This window comes from Exiguobacterium sp. PHA03 (assembly GCF_041945985.1).
In the GTDB taxonomy this organism is placed as follows: Bacteria; Bacillota; Bacilli; order Exiguobacteriales; family Exiguobacteriaceae; genus Exiguobacterium_A.
This window is the reverse complement of sequence record NZ_JAUTYQ010000004.1, coordinates 170253-185729: the sequence shown is the minus strand read 5'-3', so window position 1 is coordinate 185729 and position 15477 is coordinate 170253. Positions and strand designations below refer to the sequence as shown.

Annotated in this window: 15 protein-coding genes and 1 riboswitch; of the genes, 14 read left to right on the top strand and 1 reads right to left on the bottom strand. The window is 49.2% G+C overall.

Translation table 11 applies throughout. The annotated features are described in order from the left end of the window. Positions 1-25: 25 nt before the first annotated feature. The 3 genes from nagA (at position 26) to Q7C19_RS14725 (ending at position 3375) form a co-directional block, all read left to right on the top strand. The gene (gene nagA / locus Q7C19_RS14735; protein ID WP_375092384.1) at positions 26-1183 is read left to right on the top strand and encodes an N-acetylglucosamine-6-phosphate deacetylase; all 1158 of its coding nucleotides are present in this window, start codon (positions 26-28) and stop codon (positions 1181-1183) included. After that, positions 1180-1941, top strand: a complete 762-nt coding sequence (gene nagB, locus Q7C19_RS14730; protein WP_056063434.1) for a glucosamine-6-phosphate deaminase — start codon at positions 1180-1182, stop codon at positions 1939-1941. Before nagA ends, nagB begins: the two co-directional genes overlap by 4 nt. A 324-nt stretch (positions 1942-2265) precedes the next feature. Continuing rightward, positions 2266-3375 (top strand): LCP family protein, encoded by a 1110-nt coding sequence (locus Q7C19_RS14725; protein WP_290754186.1) that lies wholly within the window; start codon positions 2266-2268, stop codon positions 3373-3375. A 56-nt stretch (positions 3376-3431) separates the two neighbouring features. On the opposite strand, the gene phnF is transcribed toward Q7C19_RS14725, so the two are convergent. Beyond that, positions 3432-4166, bottom strand: coding sequence for a phosphonate metabolism transcriptional regulator PhnF (gene phnF / locus Q7C19_RS14720; protein ID WP_081780439.1), 735 nt, complete (start codon positions 4164-4166; stop codon positions 3432-3434). A gap of 128 nt (positions 4167-4294) precedes the next feature. Between phnF and Q7C19_RS14715 the strand changes: the two genes are divergently transcribed. From Q7C19_RS14715 to alr, 11 genes are all read left to right on the top strand, one after another. Next, positions 4295-5443, top strand: a complete 1149-nt coding sequence (locus tag Q7C19_RS14715; RefSeq protein ID WP_375092383.1) for an alanyl-tRNA editing protein — start codon at positions 4295-4297, stop codon at positions 5441-5443. Continuing rightward, positions 5440-5868: a GNAT family N-acetyltransferase gene (locus Q7C19_RS14710; RefSeq protein ID WP_029340768.1), complete on the top strand. Its 429-nt coding sequence runs from the start codon at positions 5440-5442 to the stop codon at positions 5866-5868. Before Q7C19_RS14715 ends, Q7C19_RS14710 begins: the two co-directional genes overlap by 4 nt. Positions 5869-5986: 118 nt before the next feature. Then, entirely contained in the window at positions 5987-7192 is a 1206-nt protein-coding gene (locus Q7C19_RS14705; protein ID WP_290754175.1) for an argininosuccinate synthase, read from the top strand. Then, on the top strand, positions 7189-8559 hold the full coding sequence (gene argH / locus Q7C19_RS14700; RefSeq protein WP_056063446.1) for an argininosuccinate lyase: 1371 nt from the start codon (positions 7189-7191) through the stop codon (positions 8557-8559). Before Q7C19_RS14705 ends, argH begins: the two co-directional genes overlap by 4 nt. 70 nt (positions 8560-8629) lie before the next feature. Beyond that, positions 8630-8807: riboswitch (Lysine riboswitch) on the top strand. 112 nt (positions 8808-8919) lie between these two features. Further along, a complete protein-coding gene (locus Q7C19_RS14695; protein WP_035412361.1) occupies positions 8920-10119 on the top strand; it encodes an aspartate kinase in 1200 nt (399 codons plus the stop codon). Between the two features lie 13 nt (positions 10120-10132). Beyond that, positions 10133-11125 carry an aspartate-semialdehyde dehydrogenase gene (locus tag Q7C19_RS14690; RefSeq protein WP_056063452.1) on the top strand — a complete coding sequence of 331 codons (993 nt, stop codon included), beginning with the start codon at positions 10133-10135 and terminating at the stop codon, positions 11123-11125. Between the two features lie 17 nt (positions 11126-11142). Continuing rightward, complete coding sequence (gene dapA, locus Q7C19_RS14685) at positions 11143-12024, top strand: 4-hydroxy-tetrahydrodipicolinate synthase (protein WP_375092382.1); 882 nt, start codon at positions 11143-11145, stop codon at positions 12022-12024. Next, complete coding sequence (gene dapB, locus Q7C19_RS14680; RefSeq protein ID WP_290784118.1) at positions 12021-12767, top strand: 4-hydroxy-tetrahydrodipicolinate reductase; 747 nt, start codon at positions 12021-12023, stop codon at positions 12765-12767. The genes dapA and dapB overlap by 4 nt, the downstream gene beginning before the upstream one ends. After that, a complete protein-coding gene (gene dapD, locus Q7C19_RS14675) occupies positions 12754-13461 on the top strand; it encodes a 2,3,4,5-tetrahydropyridine-2,6-dicarboxylate N-acetyltransferase (RefSeq protein ID WP_029340774.1) in 708 nt (235 codons plus the stop codon). The genes dapB and dapD overlap by 14 nt, the downstream gene beginning before the upstream one ends. Before the next feature lie 25 nt (positions 13462-13486). After that, the gene (locus Q7C19_RS14670) at positions 13487-14419 is read left to right on the top strand and encodes a branched-chain amino acid transaminase (protein WP_375092381.1); all 933 of its coding nucleotides are present in this window, start codon (positions 13487-13489) and stop codon (positions 14417-14419) included. Beyond that, complete coding sequence (alr, locus tag Q7C19_RS14665) at positions 14416-15474, top strand: alanine racemase (protein ID WP_035412376.1); 1059 nt, start codon at positions 14416-14418, stop codon at positions 15472-15474. Before Q7C19_RS14670 ends, alr begins: the two co-directional genes overlap by 4 nt. Positions 15475-15477: the final 3 nt, after the last annotated feature.

The following is a 15477-nucleotide window of genomic DNA, read 5'->3' as shown; positions in this document are numbered from 1 at the left end:
ACGGATAGAGAAAGGGTGATGCCAGATGACAGTGATCATCAATGCCCGGATTTACACGGGAGAGCAGACGATTGAAGACGGGTTCATTCGCTTTGACCGAACCATCGAGGCGATTGGAACAATGTCGGAATTTGAGGAAATCGCAGGAGAAGAGACGATTGATGCGCACCATCAATCACTCATTCCTGGAATGATCGATGTGCACATTCATGGGGGATATGATGTCGATGTCATGGATGGAGATGCCGAGAGGTTGCATCATTTCAGCCGACAGATGTTACAAGAAGGCGTGACGTCCTTTTTAGCGACGACGATCACCCAAGATTGGGCAGACATCACACGAGCGCTCGAGACGGTGCGAACAGTCGTTGAGGAAAAGGACACGACGATCGTCGGTGTTCATCTCGAAGGACCGTTTATCAACCCGGATTATGCTGGTGCGCAACCGCGCGAATATATCGTTGAACCCGATGTCGAACAGTTCCTGAAATGGCAGGAAGCGTCTGGCAATACGATCAAACTCGTGACCTATGCCCCAGAACGCCCGGGAGCGCGTGCATTCGAGGAGGCAGTGCGATTAACGGGTGCGATTCCGTCTGCCGGCCATACGGATGCGACGTATACCCAAAACCAAGCTGGTCATGTCACCCATGGTACTCATCTCTACAATCAAATGCGTGCGCTGCATCACCGGGAACCGGGAACAGTCGGGTACTGTCTCCTGACGCCGGAAGTCTATGCCGAGATCATTCCGGACGGGATTCATAGTGCACCGGAAATGGTGGACTTCGCCTACCGGATAAAGGGTGCAGATCGATTGATCGTCATCACGGATGCGATGCGCGCCAAAGGACTCGCAGAAGGTGAATACGAGTTAGGGGGACAAGCTGTATTCGTTCGAGACGGTGCGGCACGCCTTGAGAATGGTAGTTTAGCCGGAAGTATTTTGACGATGGACGCCGCTTTACGAAACATCATCGCCTATACAGGTTGTACGCTCGAAGAAGCGGTTCGTATGACATCGGTCAATGCGGCAAAAGAGCTTCAGTTGACACAAAAGGGAAGTCTCTCGGTCGGTAAGGATGCGGATATTGTGTTGCTCGACGAGGGATTACACATTCAAGAAACGATTCATCGTGGTACGCGATACCGGATCACGAACGGAAAGGAGTCTACCTCATGAAATGGATGATTGTAGAAAAAGGAGAAGAATTAGCGCATGTGGCGTATCAATTTTTGAAACAGGAAATTGAGCGTCATCCGGAAGGATTAACAGTAGGGCTTGCGACGGGCAGTTCACCAGTCGGTGTGTATGAAGAATGGCGGAAGGACTCGCTTGACTGCAGACATGTGACGACGGTCAATCTAGATGAATATGTCGGTCTCAGCCCAGAACATCCACAAAGCTACCATACGTTCATGCAAGAACACTTGTTTAATGATGTACGTTTCAAGGAGTCTTTCGTACCAATCGGGAATACGGAAGATCCGGTTAAAGAAAGTGAACGATACGAGGCGCTCGTGCGCAAGCGAGGAATCGATATCCAATTGCTCGGAATCGGAGCGAATGGACACATCGCTTTCAATGAACCAGGTACGCCGTTCGATGCGAAGACACACGTGACGGAATTGACGGAATCGACGCGAGAAGCGAATCAACGTTTCTTTGATCGATTGGAGGAAGTGCCGACGAAAGCGATCACGATGGGAATCGGTACGATCATGGAAGCAAAAAAAATCCTTCTCGTCGCTTCAAGCGAACGAAAGGCAGAAGCCGTACGCGATATGATGGAAGGGGTCGCGACGACGGATTGTCCGGCGACCGTGCTCAAACGCCACGCCGATGTTATGGTGATCCTCGACGAAGAGGCCGCCTCTTTATTGTCAGATGACGCTAAACGTACAGGGCGGGCTGCTTATTTGAATTTCATGAAAGCATGATGGAGAAACACGAATGAATTACAAGGTACAGAGCCACCCCATCAATTGGCTTTGTACCTTTTTTGTGGTTCATGAAAGAAGGGAATAAAGCCCGGTCTCATGCGATTTTATATTTTAACGTGAGATAGGTGAGGAAATAACGAAAGACGACATGCTGGTAGCATTCATGCTAATCAGGCAAAGTGCTACGATACCGGAATTATTTTAGATGCAACTATTCTGTGCGGTTTCTTTAATCGAAACGTAAATTGACATTTCATTAAATGTCCGGATAATGGAGATTAGCGAACTTTACGGAAAATTTACATGAAAATGAGGGTTTACATGATGGAAACGCGATCCGCACGAAAGAGACAGCCAAGTGCTGGCAAGATGTTCATGAAAGTCGTCGCTGCACTCGTCCTGCTCGTCACAATCATCGGTTCTGGTTATGCTGGAGCTGTTTTTATCAAAACGCAAGAAACATTGGCAAAGACGCAGATTAAGATTCCCGGCTCAAAAGTGAGCTCTAAATATGATGATGTTCCGTCTGAATCATTCTTGATTCTCGGAACGGATGAAACGAAAAAAAGCAAGGAACGTCATGAACCAGCTCGTTCAGACGTCATGATCGTCGGAATTTTGAACAAAAAGACGGAACAATTAGTGTTGACGAGTATCCCACGTGATTCACTCGTGAACATCGATTATTCGAAGTATGATATCCCGTACGGCAAGACAGCTGTTGAGCAAGATAAGATCACACATGCCCTTTACTTCGGTTCGATGGATAAATCGAATTCCTACAACGGCATTAAATTAGCACGTGAAACGACAGAAAACCTACTCGGGATTCAAATCGATCACGTCATCAAAGTTAATTTCCAAGGATTCGTTCAATTGATTGATGCATTAGATGGTGTCAATATCGATGTACGGTATGCGTTTAAAGAACAAGATTCAAAACGTAAAGCGGGTACCATCACCGTTGATAAAGGAAAGCAACATTTGACGGGGGAACAGGCACTGGCCTATGTCCGGAACCGTCATGATGATCCGCTCGGTGATATCGGTCGCGGACAAAAACAGATGCAAGTCATTCAAGCGGTCGCAAAAGAAGCGGCAAGTTTCCGTTCGCTCAGTGCATACCGTGATATTTTGGATGCCGTGGGTGATAATGTTGAAACAAACTTAGGACCGAATGATTACACACGCTTAGCAGATTTCACTGCAGCACTCCGTGACACAACGGAGTATCAGCTCGCTGGAGAAGGCTATATCGGCATTAGCGGGAAATGGGAATACCACCTCGATCCGAATCAACTGGAACAAGTGAAGAGCAACTTAGCGAAAGCGATGCAAGGTCAAGAAGTCAAGCCGATCGCAGATGAAACGGATGCTGTACAAGATACGACAGAACAAGCACCAGAGACAGAAACGATCCCTGCGCAGTAATCTATACACGAAAACCCCTCGAATCACCGTCACAGTACGGCGGTTCGAGGGGTTTTTCAACGTTGGCGTTCCATTTCGACAGTGAAGGTATATCGATCTCCTCGGTAAGCAGAGATGACGTATTCAAACGGTTGTTCCGTCGCGAGATACGTCAGTTGCTCGACGGATAAGACAGGCGAAGCGGTCGACAAGCCAAGGTGACTCGCTTCTTCCTTTGTCGCGAGACGTGATTCAAACGTTTGACTCGCACGTCCGAGGTTTAATCCACTCGCTTCAGCAAATGCATAAAGTGATGCGGTCGCGACGTCTTGATCGAGTCCAGGCAGGAGTTGCTCTGGGATGTAGACAGTCTCAAGAGCAAGAGCTTGCTCATCAGCAATACGTAAACGCTTCAATTCATATACGGATGCGCCTTCACGAATCCGGAGCTTATTTGCGATCGTCATCGACGCGTCGATGATTTGATAGGAGAGGAGCGCACTCGTCGGTTCTAGTCCAAGATGTTCCATCTCTTCCGAGAAACTCGTCAAACCGGAAAGTTGCATGACGATTTTTTTATTCGCAACGAATGTTCCTCGTCCTTTTTGACGAATCAAGTAACCAGCGTTGACCAAGTTTGAAATGGCTTGACGAACCGTCATTCGGCTAATTTGGTGGGCCTCGGCGAATTCGCGCTCGGACGGAATCAAGTCTCCAGGTTGAAGGACGCCGCTTTCGATTTGTTGTTTTAAGGCAGCTTCAATTTGATAGTAAATGGGGAGTGGTGAATTTTTATTGATGTGCTGAATCACGGCATTTCGTCCCTTCGCGATCGGTAGTCTTTCGTCTAGTGTACTAGGAAAAAGGCAAGCCGACAAACGGTTCTGGATGAAATATGGCATAATACAGAGTGAAACTGACAGAGAAAGGTGGTCGAGGCATGCGCCCCGAACAAATAGAATCCGATGTCCGAACCTTTCAGACATCCCTTCGTGCGACAAAACAAGTAGACGGCTATTGGGTTGCTTTAGAGAAAAGTTACTTTTATCCGGAGAGCGGTGGACAGCCAGCGGATCGTGGAACATTGAACAACCAACCTGTCCTTGACGTTCAAATCGAAGACGGTGTCGTCTGGCATCAACTGGCGAATCCGCTCACAGGAGACGTCACCGGGATCATAGATGATGCAGTCCGAATTGATCATGCGGCGCAACATACGGCACAACACGTCATCTCTGCGATCTTACACGATGAGTCGAACATCAAAACGCTTAGTTTTCGGACGGGAAGTGAGGTTTCGACGCTTGATATCGAGACACCTGAATGGACAACTATTCAACAAGAACAGCTGGATCGACGATTACGACATGTGATTGAACAAGGATTACCGATCACGGCGACTGAATATGACGAGGAGGAAGCCCTACGTCTACCATTACGAAAAACACCACAAGTCGAAGGACGAATTCGTGTCGTTCAAATCGGCACACTTGATTATAGTGCCTGTGGTGGGACGCATCTCGATTCGACGGCACAGCTCGAGTTGATTCTCTTTACTGGGGTCGAACGGATTCGTGGGAACATTCGTCTATCCTATGTCGCAAAGGAACGGGCATACCAACTTGTTCAGTCAGAACGTCACGCCTTGAGGGAAGCGGCGCAAGCTTTGTCAGTCAAGCCGGTTCAAATGCTAGAAGCCGTTCAAGCGTTACAAGAAGAACAGAAACGCTTAACGAAACAGGTCGAACACGCCCAGGAACAACTTGCAACATTCACGCTCGCTCAAGCTTTAGAACAACAAGAAGGTATTCTGATGTTTGAACATCTGAATGAAGAAATCAAAGCATCCGAGCAACTCGCTAAAGCGATCCAAGAAGCGGGACGCGTCGGCGTCGTCTGGAATGGGACGACAAACAAGTTACTGATGAGTAGTCCAGGGGAACCCCATCTCGGGAAGTTCGCTAAAGCGCATGTCCAAACATTCAATGGACGAGGTGGAGGAAGTGCGGTTCAGGCACAAGCACAATTTACGAATCGGGATGATGCGATGGCATATGTCGATCGATTACGGGAGGAATATCAGTTATGACAGTCATTCAAGTACGTACAGCAGAACAACATCAAGCCGTTCGGATGATCCGGGAGCGTGTCTTCGTCGAGGAACAAGGCGTACCACGTCATCTTGAATACGATACACATGATGAAACAGCGATTCATCTGCTTGTCCTCGATGAACAGAGTCGACCGGTTGCAACGGGTCGCACACGACCATATGACGACCAACGGATGAAGGTGGAGCGTGTGGCGACGCTGTCGACAGCCCGAGGAAAAGGATACGGTGGTGAGTTGATGCAGGCGATGGAACGTGTCGCGCGGCGTGAAGGAAAACAACTGCTGACACTCGGTGCACAAGTCCAAGCCATCCCGTTTTATCAAGGTCTTGGTTATACGATCGTCTCCGATGAATTCGACGATGCGGGCATTCCACACCGGACGATGGAGAAGAAAATGTAAGTTATTTTGAAAGAAATCCTGCAAAAAGGGTTTCTTTTTTTTGTTTTCTATGTATATATATAATTCATAATGAATTTTTATACAGACAAATGAATTAAAAACCAGGAGGGAATTATACATGTCAAAACAAAAATTAATCTTAGCGTACTCTGGGGGACTCGATACATCAGTAGCCATCAAATGGTTGAGCAAGGACTATGATGTCATTGCCTTATGCATGGATGTCGGAGAAGGAAAAGATTTATCCGTCATCAAGGAAAAAGCACTCCTCGTCGGTGCGATCGAATCAATCGTTCTCGATGTCAAAGAAGAATTCGCACAAGACTTTGTCTTGCCAGCACTTCAATATGGCGCCCATTACGAAAATGCCTATCCGTTGATCTCAGCGCTTTCGCGTCCATTGATCGCAGAAAAGCTCGTCGAAGTCGCACATCAGCATGGTGCGACGGCGGTCGCACACGGATGTACCGGAAAAGGGAACGACCAGGTCCGGTTCGAAGTTTCGGTCGCGGCACTTGATCCGTCACTCGAAGTCATCGCACCGGTTCGGGAATGGAAATGGTCACGGGAAGAAGAGATCGCCTACGCGAAAGAAAACAATGTGCCAATCCCGATCAACCTCGACAGCCCATACTCGATCGACATGAACCTTTGGGGACGGAGTAATGAATGTGGCGTCCTAGAAAATCCATGGACAGAACCACCACAAGACGCATATGCGTTGACGGTAGCACCAGAAGACGCTCCGGATCAGGCAGAAGAAGTCATTATCGGCTTTGAAGCAGGTGTTCCAGTTTCTATCAACGGGACGAAGTATCCATTAGCGAAACTGATTACGGAACTGAACATCATCGCTGGAGCACATGGGGTCGGACGGATCGACCACGTCGAGAACCGTCTCGTCGGTATCAAATCGCGGGAAGTCTATGAGTGCCCAGGCGCAACTGTTTTACTCAAAGCGCACGCTGCACTCGAGACTATTACATTGACGAAGGACGTCGCGCATTTCAAACCATTACTCAGCAAACAATATGCAGAAACGATCTACAACGGTCTCTTCCATGCGCCATTGACGAAAGGATTGAAAGCTTTCTTGACGGCGACACAACAGGACGTCACAGGAGAAGTTCGCGTTAAACTGTTCAAAGGAAATGCAACTGTCACAGGTCGTCAGTCGGCTGTCTCGCTTTATGATGAGAAACTTGCGACGTACACGAAAGAAGATGCATTCGATCATGAAGCAGCAAAAGGCTTCATCAAATTACACGGTCTTGCCGTTTCAACGCATGCGAGTGTACATCGTCAGGCGGGTGTAACGAAATGACCAAACTCTGGGGTGGACGTTTTACGGAAAGTGCTTCCGCTCAAGCGGAAGCCTTCGGAGCATCAATCACGTTCGATCAAAAATTAGCAAGCGTTGATTTGAGAGGCAGTCTCGCACATGCACAGATGTTATTTGAACAAGGGATTCTCGCTCAAGATGAGTGGACACAAATCCAGCAAGGATTAAAGCAACTCGAAGCGACGTTAAAGGACCATTCCTACACATTAGCGGACGAAGATATTCATATGAATCTTGAGCGTTTGTTGACGGAACAGATCGGTCCGGTTGCAGGGAAACTGCATACGGCACGGAGCCGAAACGATCAAGTCGCAACCGATTTACATCTATGGATGGAGCAGCATGTCGAAGCGTTGACGACGGCATTACGCGAGCTCCAATCGGTCATTACGGAACAAGCTGAGCAACATATCGAGACGGTTATGCCGGGGTATACGCATTTGCAACGGGCACAACCAATCTCGCTTGCGCATCACTTGCTCGCTTATTTCTGGATGTTCGAACGTGATGTCGAACGGTTGACGGACAATCAAAAACGGATCCGGAAATCACCACTCGGGGCAGGCGCGCTCGCGGGGACCACGTTCCCGATCGACCGTTTCCGTTCTGCCGAGTTGCTCGGTTTTGAGTCGGTCTATCCGAACAGTCTCGATGCTGTCTCCGATCGCGACTTCGTCATTGAATATCTCGGAATCGCCTCGACCGTCATGATGCATCTCTCACGTTTTTGTGAAGAAATCATCATCTGGGCGTCGCAAGAATTCGGCTTCATCGAGTTGTCTGACGCCTTCTCGACAGGTTCGAGCATGATGCCACAAAAGAAAAACCCTGATTTTGCTGAATTGATTCGTGGAAAAACAGGTCGCGTCTACGGCAACCTGATGGGCTTCTTGACGACGATGAAGGCATTACCACTCGCTTACAACAAAGACATGCAAGAGGATAAGGAAGGGGTCTTCGATACAGCAGATACCGTTCTCAAGTCCGTTCAAATCTTCACCGGAATGATTGAATCTGCGACGTTTAAGACCGAAGCGCTCAAGAAGGCGACAATGCAAGACTTCTCGAATGCAACGGAACTCGCTGACTACCTTGTAACGAAAGGCATACCGTTCCGGGAAGCGCATGAAATCGTCGGCAAAGCCGTCCTTTACTGTGTGCAGAACGGTTGTTTCCTGAAGGATTTGAACCTCGAGACGTATCAAACGTTCCATCCTGATATCACAGAAGACGTCTATCCGCTCCTCGATCCGGTTCAAGCAGTAGCACGCCGGACTAGCTACGGCGGGACAGGGTTTGCTGCCGTGTCGGAGCAACTCGAACTCGCGAAACAGCATCTTGCGAATTGACGAATTTTGAAAAAAAACAGTCAAATGACTGGATTTAACAAAAGATGTCTGCTATAACTGTAACTAACAACCGACAGATAGAGGCGCGGATGACATGAGTAGCATCATTCTTGAAGGCAAGCATGCCGAATGATGTGAAAGGGGAAGTCCGCCGAAGTGAACGAGAAGATGCTTCTTCTTGTTTGCTGGTACAACGGTTAAGATCCGTTGTACTGCCGAAACCGATGTTTCGGAGCGCTATCTTACGTAAAAGAACGAATGACTTTGTCTTCGTTTGTCCGATCGTGATAACGACGGGCCGTAGGAACGCTCCTACCGGCCCGTCGTTTTTTTCTGTATCGGGACAAAGGAGATAGGATTGTGACAACTGTACTTAAATTTGGTGGAAGCTCGGTTGCGACTGTCGAACAGATTCAGTCTATTGCGAATTATTTGAAGAGTCGCGCAGCCGAAGGTGAAAAACTCGTCGTCGTCGTTTCGGCGATGGGCAAGATGACAGATTCTTTGATCGCTCAGGCGCAAGCCATCACGGATCGCCCCGAGCGAAGAGAACTCGATCGACTGCTTGCCATCGGAGAAGAACAGACGATTTCATTACTCAGCATCGCCCTCAACTCGCTCGGTGTCAAAGCGTTATCGCAAACAGGCGCTCAAGCAGGAATCAGCACGATGGGCGTGCATACGAAAAGTAAGATCAAACAGATCGATGGAGATCTGTTACGACAAAAACTCGAAACGTACGATGTCGTCATCGTCGCCGGATTCCAAGGTGTCAACGAACTCGGTGATGTCACGACACTCGGACGGGGTGGGTCGGATACAACGGCAGTTGCCCTTGCGGCAGTCCTTGATAAACGGTGCGAAATCTATACCGATGTCGACGGTGTCTATACAGCTGATCCGCGAATCCATGCCGCCGCTCAACCGATTCCACATATCTCGTATGATGAGATGATGGAAATGAGCGCCCTCGGGTCGAAGGTCATGGAAATGCGAAGTGTCGAACTAGGAAAAAAATACGGCGTACACATCTTCGTCGGGAAAACACTTGAATCGAAAAGGGGAACATGGATCATGGAAGCGACGGAAACAATGGAACAAAAAGCGGTGACGAGTGTCAGTGTGACGAAGAACGTCTTGACGGTATCAATCAAACACGTACCGCAAACGAATGCAGCAGTAGCCGATATCTTCGAACTCTTATCGAACCGTCACGTCAATATCGACATGATCAGTCAAACGACGTTCGACAGTGACATCTTCTTATCGTTCTCTTGTCCACTCGACGAGGAAGAGTTCCTCGACGAAGCATTGAAAGATATCATGGATCGCTTCACGACAGTCAAGGTCGACCGCCACGATCAGCACGCGAAGTTATCTGTCGTCGGAATCGGGATGCGGGATGCAACAGGTGTTGCTTCGAAATTGTTCGCAATCTTCCGAGCGGAGAATATCCCGTTCTATCAAGTCACGACATCAGAAATCAGCATCTCGTACACGATTGCACAAGCAGACATTGAACGGACGGTTGCAGCGATTGCAAACGCGTTCGAGTTATAAGGAGGAAAACAGCATGTATCATGTAGCCGTCATTGGAGCAACCGGCGCCGTCGGTCAAAAAATGTTACAAGTACTCGCAGAACTGGACTTCCCGGTCAGCCGCCTGTCCGCTTACGCTTCTGCTCGTTCAGCAGGGAACACGGTGCAGTTCAAGGGAGAAGATATTACGATCCAAGCGCTGACGCCAAACATCACGGAAGACGGGATCGATGTCGCGTTGTTCGCAGCAGGCGGAACGATCAGTGAGCAATATGCCCCATTACTAGCTGAAAACGGAACACTCGTCGTTGATAATTCAAGTGCCTTCCGGATGCAGGAGACGATTCCACTCGTCGTGCCAGAAGTCAATCCGCAAGCGATTCAAGCGACAGACCGCTTGATCGCAAATCCGAACTGTTCGACGATTCAATCCGTCGTCGCTTTAGCACCGCTCCAGTCACTGGGATTCGAACGGATCAACTATACGACGTATCAGGCCGTATCCGGTTCCGGTCAAAAAGGAATCGAGGATCTGGCACGCGGGGCACGCGGAGAAGAGCCCGTCAATTATCCGCATCCGATTCACGATAACATCTTGCCGCATATCGATGTGTTCCTTGAGAACGGCTATACGAAAGAAGAGCAGAAGATGATTGATGAAACACGGAAAATCTTCAATCTTCCAGCATTACCAGTCAGTGCAACATGTGTACGGGTTCCAGTCACGAATTCTCACTCGGTTGCAATCAACGTCACGTTTACACAACCGACGACGGTCGAAGCGATCCGTGAAGCACTGGAAGGCGCACCGGGCGTCGTCCTCATCGATGATGTCGCAAATACGCGTTATCCGATGCCACTTGACGCAAGCGGGACGGACGACGTCTACGTCGGTCGGATTCGACAAGATGATAGTCTCGCGAACACGTTCCATCTCTGGTGTGTAGCCGACAACATTCGAAAAGGTGCTGCGTCAAACGCCGTACAAGTCGCACGCCAAGCAATCGAACAGTCGATTCATTCATAAAAAAGGAGGAGTTCTTCATGTTCAAAGGAGCAGGTACAGCGCTCGTCACACCATTTAATGAAGCAGGCGAGTTGGATCTACACGTATTCGAACGCTTGATCGAGCAACAACTCGCAACAGGGATTCAGGCACTTGTCGTCGGAGGGACGACAGGAGAAGGTTCGACACTGACAAACACGGAATTTGAACAACTATTGACGACTGCCGTTCAAGTCACAGCAGGACGAGTACCCGTCATTGCCGGAACGGGTTCGAACAACACGGCAGTAACAATCGAGAAAACATTACTCGCAGAACGCCTTGGTGCGGATGCAGCGATGCTCGTCACACCGTACTACAATAAAACATCACAAGCCGGTCTCGTCGCGCACTTCACGGCGGTCGCTGATGCAACCGAATTACCGATCATGCTGTACAACGTTCCGTCGCGGACAGGCGTTGCGATCGCAGTCGAAACCGCAGTGACGTTAGCACGTCATCCACGCATCCAAGCGTTTAAGGAAGCGAGTGGAGACGTCAGCTTCATGGGCGAACTGATGGCGGCGATTCCGGAAGACTTCGCGGTCTTCTGTGGAAATGATGATCAAATCCTGCCGTACATGGCGTGGGGCGCACAAGGCGTCATCTCAGTTCTTTCGAATCCGTATCCGGCAGAGACACAAGCACTTGCTGAGGCGTTACTCGCGCAAGATCTCGTCACGGCACGCCGGATTCAGGCAGACTTGTTACCGGTCATCGGTGCCTTGTTCAGTGATGTCAATCCGATTCCAGTTAAAGCATCGCTTGAAGAACTCGGCTTTGCTGTCGGTGCGCCGCGCTTGCCGCTCGTCCGTCAATCGGAAGCGGGACACGCCCACTTACTCGAAACGATGCGGGCTTACAAAGGAGTGGTTCGATGAAACTCGCGTTACACGGTTATGGGGCGACAGGACAATACGTCGTCGAACTCGCACCACAAAGTGTCGTTGCGATCGTTGACCGGACGAAGTCATCCGATACGATCGCTTCATATGCCGAGCTAACAGAGATGGCAGAGACGGTCGATGCAATCATCGACTTCTCGCATCCGAGTTTGCTACCGGATCTGCTCGCATATGGGCTGGCGACAAAAACACCACTCGTCATCGCGACGACTGGTTTTTCGGAGGCGGAACTGGCATCGATCAAGGACGCCGCAAAAGAAATTCCAATCTTCCAGTCGTACAACATGTCGTACGGCATCGCGATGGTGCAGCAACTGCTGAAGACACTCGTACCACTAGCAGGAGCGTATGACATCGAATTGCTCGAGAAACATCATAATCAAAAAGTCGATGCCCCGAGCGGAACGGCGGAGTTGTTATTGCAAACGATTCAGACGGCACGTGACGTCACACCGGTATATGACCGGTCACAAACGCGGCAAAAGCGGGAGACGAACGAGATCGGGATGCACGCGATGCGCGGCGGTACGATCTTCGGAGAACACGAAGTCTTATTCGCAGGTGTCGACGAATTGATTGAAATCAAACATACGGCATTATCGAAAAAAGTATTTGCTTCTGGTGCGATCAAAGCAGCTGAAGCACTCATTCAAAAAACAGCGGGACTCTATACATTAGAGACGCTCTACACACAGGAGGATTCACATGTTACTCACTGATGCTTACGAAATTGCTAAATTCATTAAAGATGCTAAAAAACAAACACCGGTAAAACTTTACGTCAACGGCGATTTGGCGGGCTTGACGATCGAAGGCGCAACAGCGTTCGGATCAGATGAATCAAAGATTTTCTTCGCGGATGCAGGACTTGCGGCTACTTTCTTAGAAAAGTATTCAGATCGCATCACGGATGTTCACGTGGAGTATGACCGTCGCAACAGTGCGGTACCAATGCTTGATACACGTCACTTGAATGCGCGCATCGAACCAGGTTCATGGATTCGTGATCATGTCGTCATCGGTGATAACGCGGTCGTTATGATGGGTGCCATCATTAATATCGGTGCATCGATCGGAGATGGTACAATGATTGATATGAACGCTGTCGTCGGTGCACGTGGGACGATCGGGAAAAACGTTCATGTCGGCGCAGGTGCCGTGGTCGCGGGTGTCCTCGAACCACCTTCAAAAACACCTGTCATCATTGAAGACGGTGTCTTGATTGGTGCGAATGCAGTCATTCTCGAAGGCGTCAAAGTCGGTAAAGATGCCGTCGTCGCTGCCGGTAGTGTCGTCACAGAAGACGTACCTGCTGGAAGCGTCGTTGCCGGAACACCTGCACGTGTCATCAAACAGAAAGATGCGAAAACAGAAGAGAAGACGCAATTGGTGGATGATTTACGTTCACTCTGATTGACGTCGAAGAGGAGGAAAACACATGGCAGTGGATACACAGTATGGAGAAGCAATTTGGTTAGATGGAGTCTTTCATGATCCGAAAGATGCGAACACGAGCGTCATGTCACATGCGATTCACTATGGTAGTGGATTCTTTGAAGGAATTCGTGCCTACGCGACACCGGACGGACCGGCGATTTTCCAATTGAAGGAACATATTGAACGTCTTTTCCGTAGTTGCGCCTATTACCACGTCACAATTCCGTATACGGTTGATGAACTCGTCCAGGCGACGATTGATCTAGTTGCGAAAAACGGATTCGAATCTTGTTATATCCGTCCATTCGTGTTCCTCGGTACGCCATGGCAAGCATTGATGGCGAAAGATACGACAGTTCATGTCGGTATCTCTTGCTGGGAGCTTGGGGAATACTTCGATAAAGGTGCTGGCATCCGTGCCAAAGTCGCATCATACCGCCGCGTCTCATCAACGATGATGCCGATGCAAGCGAAAGCGGCTGCCAACTATATGAACTCACAACTCTTAAAAGGTGAAGCCATCCGTGATGGATTTGATGAAGCAATCGCGCTCGACATGAACGGAAACGTTAGTGAAGCGAGTGTTGCGAATCTTTTCCTTCTTAAAAACGGAACGATTCATACACCGTCACTTGATTGTTCAGTACTCGACGGTATCACACGCCAAGTCATCATCCGTTTGGCACAAGATCAAGGCTATCCTGTCGTCAAACGTCACATCGGACGCGATGAGTTATATGTCGCAGATGAGATTTTCTTAACAGGAACAGCTGCTGAAATCACGAGTGTCGGTGAAATCGATCATATCTCCATCAACGGCGGAACACGGAACGTCGCAGATGAGTTGCTCGATCTTTACCGTCAAGCCGTCACAGGTCAATTGCCGCAATATGCGGATTGGTTGACGTATGTGACACCAGCTGTCGCAGAATGACGACGCGTACACTCGTCACGATCGATCGGAAGGCGGTGCGACAGAACGTCGCATCGGTCTTCGCTCGATCACGTAAACATATTTTTGCCGTGGTCAAGAACAATGCGTACAACTTAGGCATGCTCGAGATGGTCGAAACGCTGACGGCGTCTGATGTGCATCACTTTGCTGTCGCCGAGTTGTATGAAGCCATTGAAATCAAAACGAATTTTCCAGACAGTTATGTACTGGTGATGAATCCGACGGAGGATTTTGAAACAGCACGACGTTTCGGAATTGCACTCGGTGTCTCATCGCTAGAATGGCTCGCCCTAAACAGTAAACAGCTGCAAGGAATCGAGTTACATTTGAAGATCAACGTCGGGATGAATCGTTTTGGTGTCAGTTCGCTTCAAGAGGCGGAAGCTGTTCTTGCGCTTGCGCAAGCAGATTCGCTCGCTTTAACAGGTTTATATACACATTTTCCGCTTGCCGATGAGCCGGATGCGGATCACGATGGACAAGTCGAACGTTTCGTCGCCATTGCCGATGTGTTACGAAAGCGCCATACGTTTACGTATATGCACTCGGAAAACAGTGCGACGATCGTCAAACACGATCCGCGTCTCGCATTTTGTAATTATGTCCGCCCTGGAATCTTCTTATTCGGCTATTCACCGATTGAAAAGATGGACTGGCTCGTTCCTTCGCTACGGATGACGACGGAGGTCGTTGAAATTCGCGAAATCGGACCGGGTGAACACGTTGGGTACGGGACGAATTTTACGAGTACAGAACCGATGCGGATTGCCATCTTACCAGTCGGCTATGGAGACGGTGTCGTCCGTGGGCGTGCCGCTCTGCCTGTTCATATTAAAGAAAAACCTTATCCGGTCATCAATAAATTATTCATGAGTCATACGTTCGTCGCTGTCGATGGGACGGTTGAGGTCGGAGACGAGGTCGTGCTATACGGGGATGGCGTTGAAATTGACGATATTACTCGGACAGGAGCAGCGAACAATTCAGAGCAGATGTGTGCCCGGTCTTGGCGTTTGACGCATCAGTATCTATAAGGA

Coding starts and splice junctions, on each gene's coding strand:
- nagA (WP_375092384.1), top strand. CDS start 26: ATGACAGTGATCATCAATGCCCGGATTTACACGGGAGAGCAGACGATT.
- nagB (WP_056063434.1), top strand. CDS start 1,180: ATGAAATGGATGATTGTAGAAAAAGGAGAAGAATTAGCGCATGTGGCG.
- Q7C19_RS14725 (WP_290754186.1), top strand. CDS start 2,266: ATGATGGAAACGCGATCCGCACGAAAGAGACAGCCAAGTGCTGGCAAG.
- Q7C19_RS14715 (WP_375092383.1), top strand. CDS start 4,295: ATGCGCCCCGAACAAATAGAATCCGATGTCCGAACCTTTCAGACATCC.
- Q7C19_RS14710 (WP_029340768.1), top strand. CDS start 5,440: ATGACAGTCATTCAAGTACGTACAGCAGAACAACATCAAGCCGTTCGG.
- Q7C19_RS14705 (WP_290754175.1), top strand. CDS start 5,987: ATGTCAAAACAAAAATTAATCTTAGCGTACTCTGGGGGACTCGATACA.
- argH (WP_056063446.1), top strand. CDS start 7,189: ATGACCAAACTCTGGGGTGGACGTTTTACGGAAAGTGCTTCCGCTCAA.
- Q7C19_RS14690 (WP_056063452.1), top strand. CDS start 10,133: ATGTATCATGTAGCCGTCATTGGAGCAACCGGCGCCGTCGGTCAAAAA.
- dapA (WP_375092382.1), top strand. CDS start 11,143: ATGTTCAAAGGAGCAGGTACAGCGCTCGTCACACCATTTAATGAAGCA.
- dapB (WP_290784118.1), top strand. CDS start 12,021: ATGAAACTCGCGTTACACGGTTATGGGGCGACAGGACAATACGTCGTC.
- dapD (WP_029340774.1), top strand. CDS start 12,754: ATGTTACTCACTGATGCTTACGAAATTGCTAAATTCATTAAAGATGCT.
- Q7C19_RS14670 (WP_375092381.1), top strand. CDS start 13,487: ATGGCAGTGGATACACAGTATGGAGAAGCAATTTGGTTAGATGGAGTC.
- alr (WP_035412376.1), top strand. CDS start 14,416: ATGACGACGCGTACACTCGTCACGATCGATCGGAAGGCGGTGCGACAG.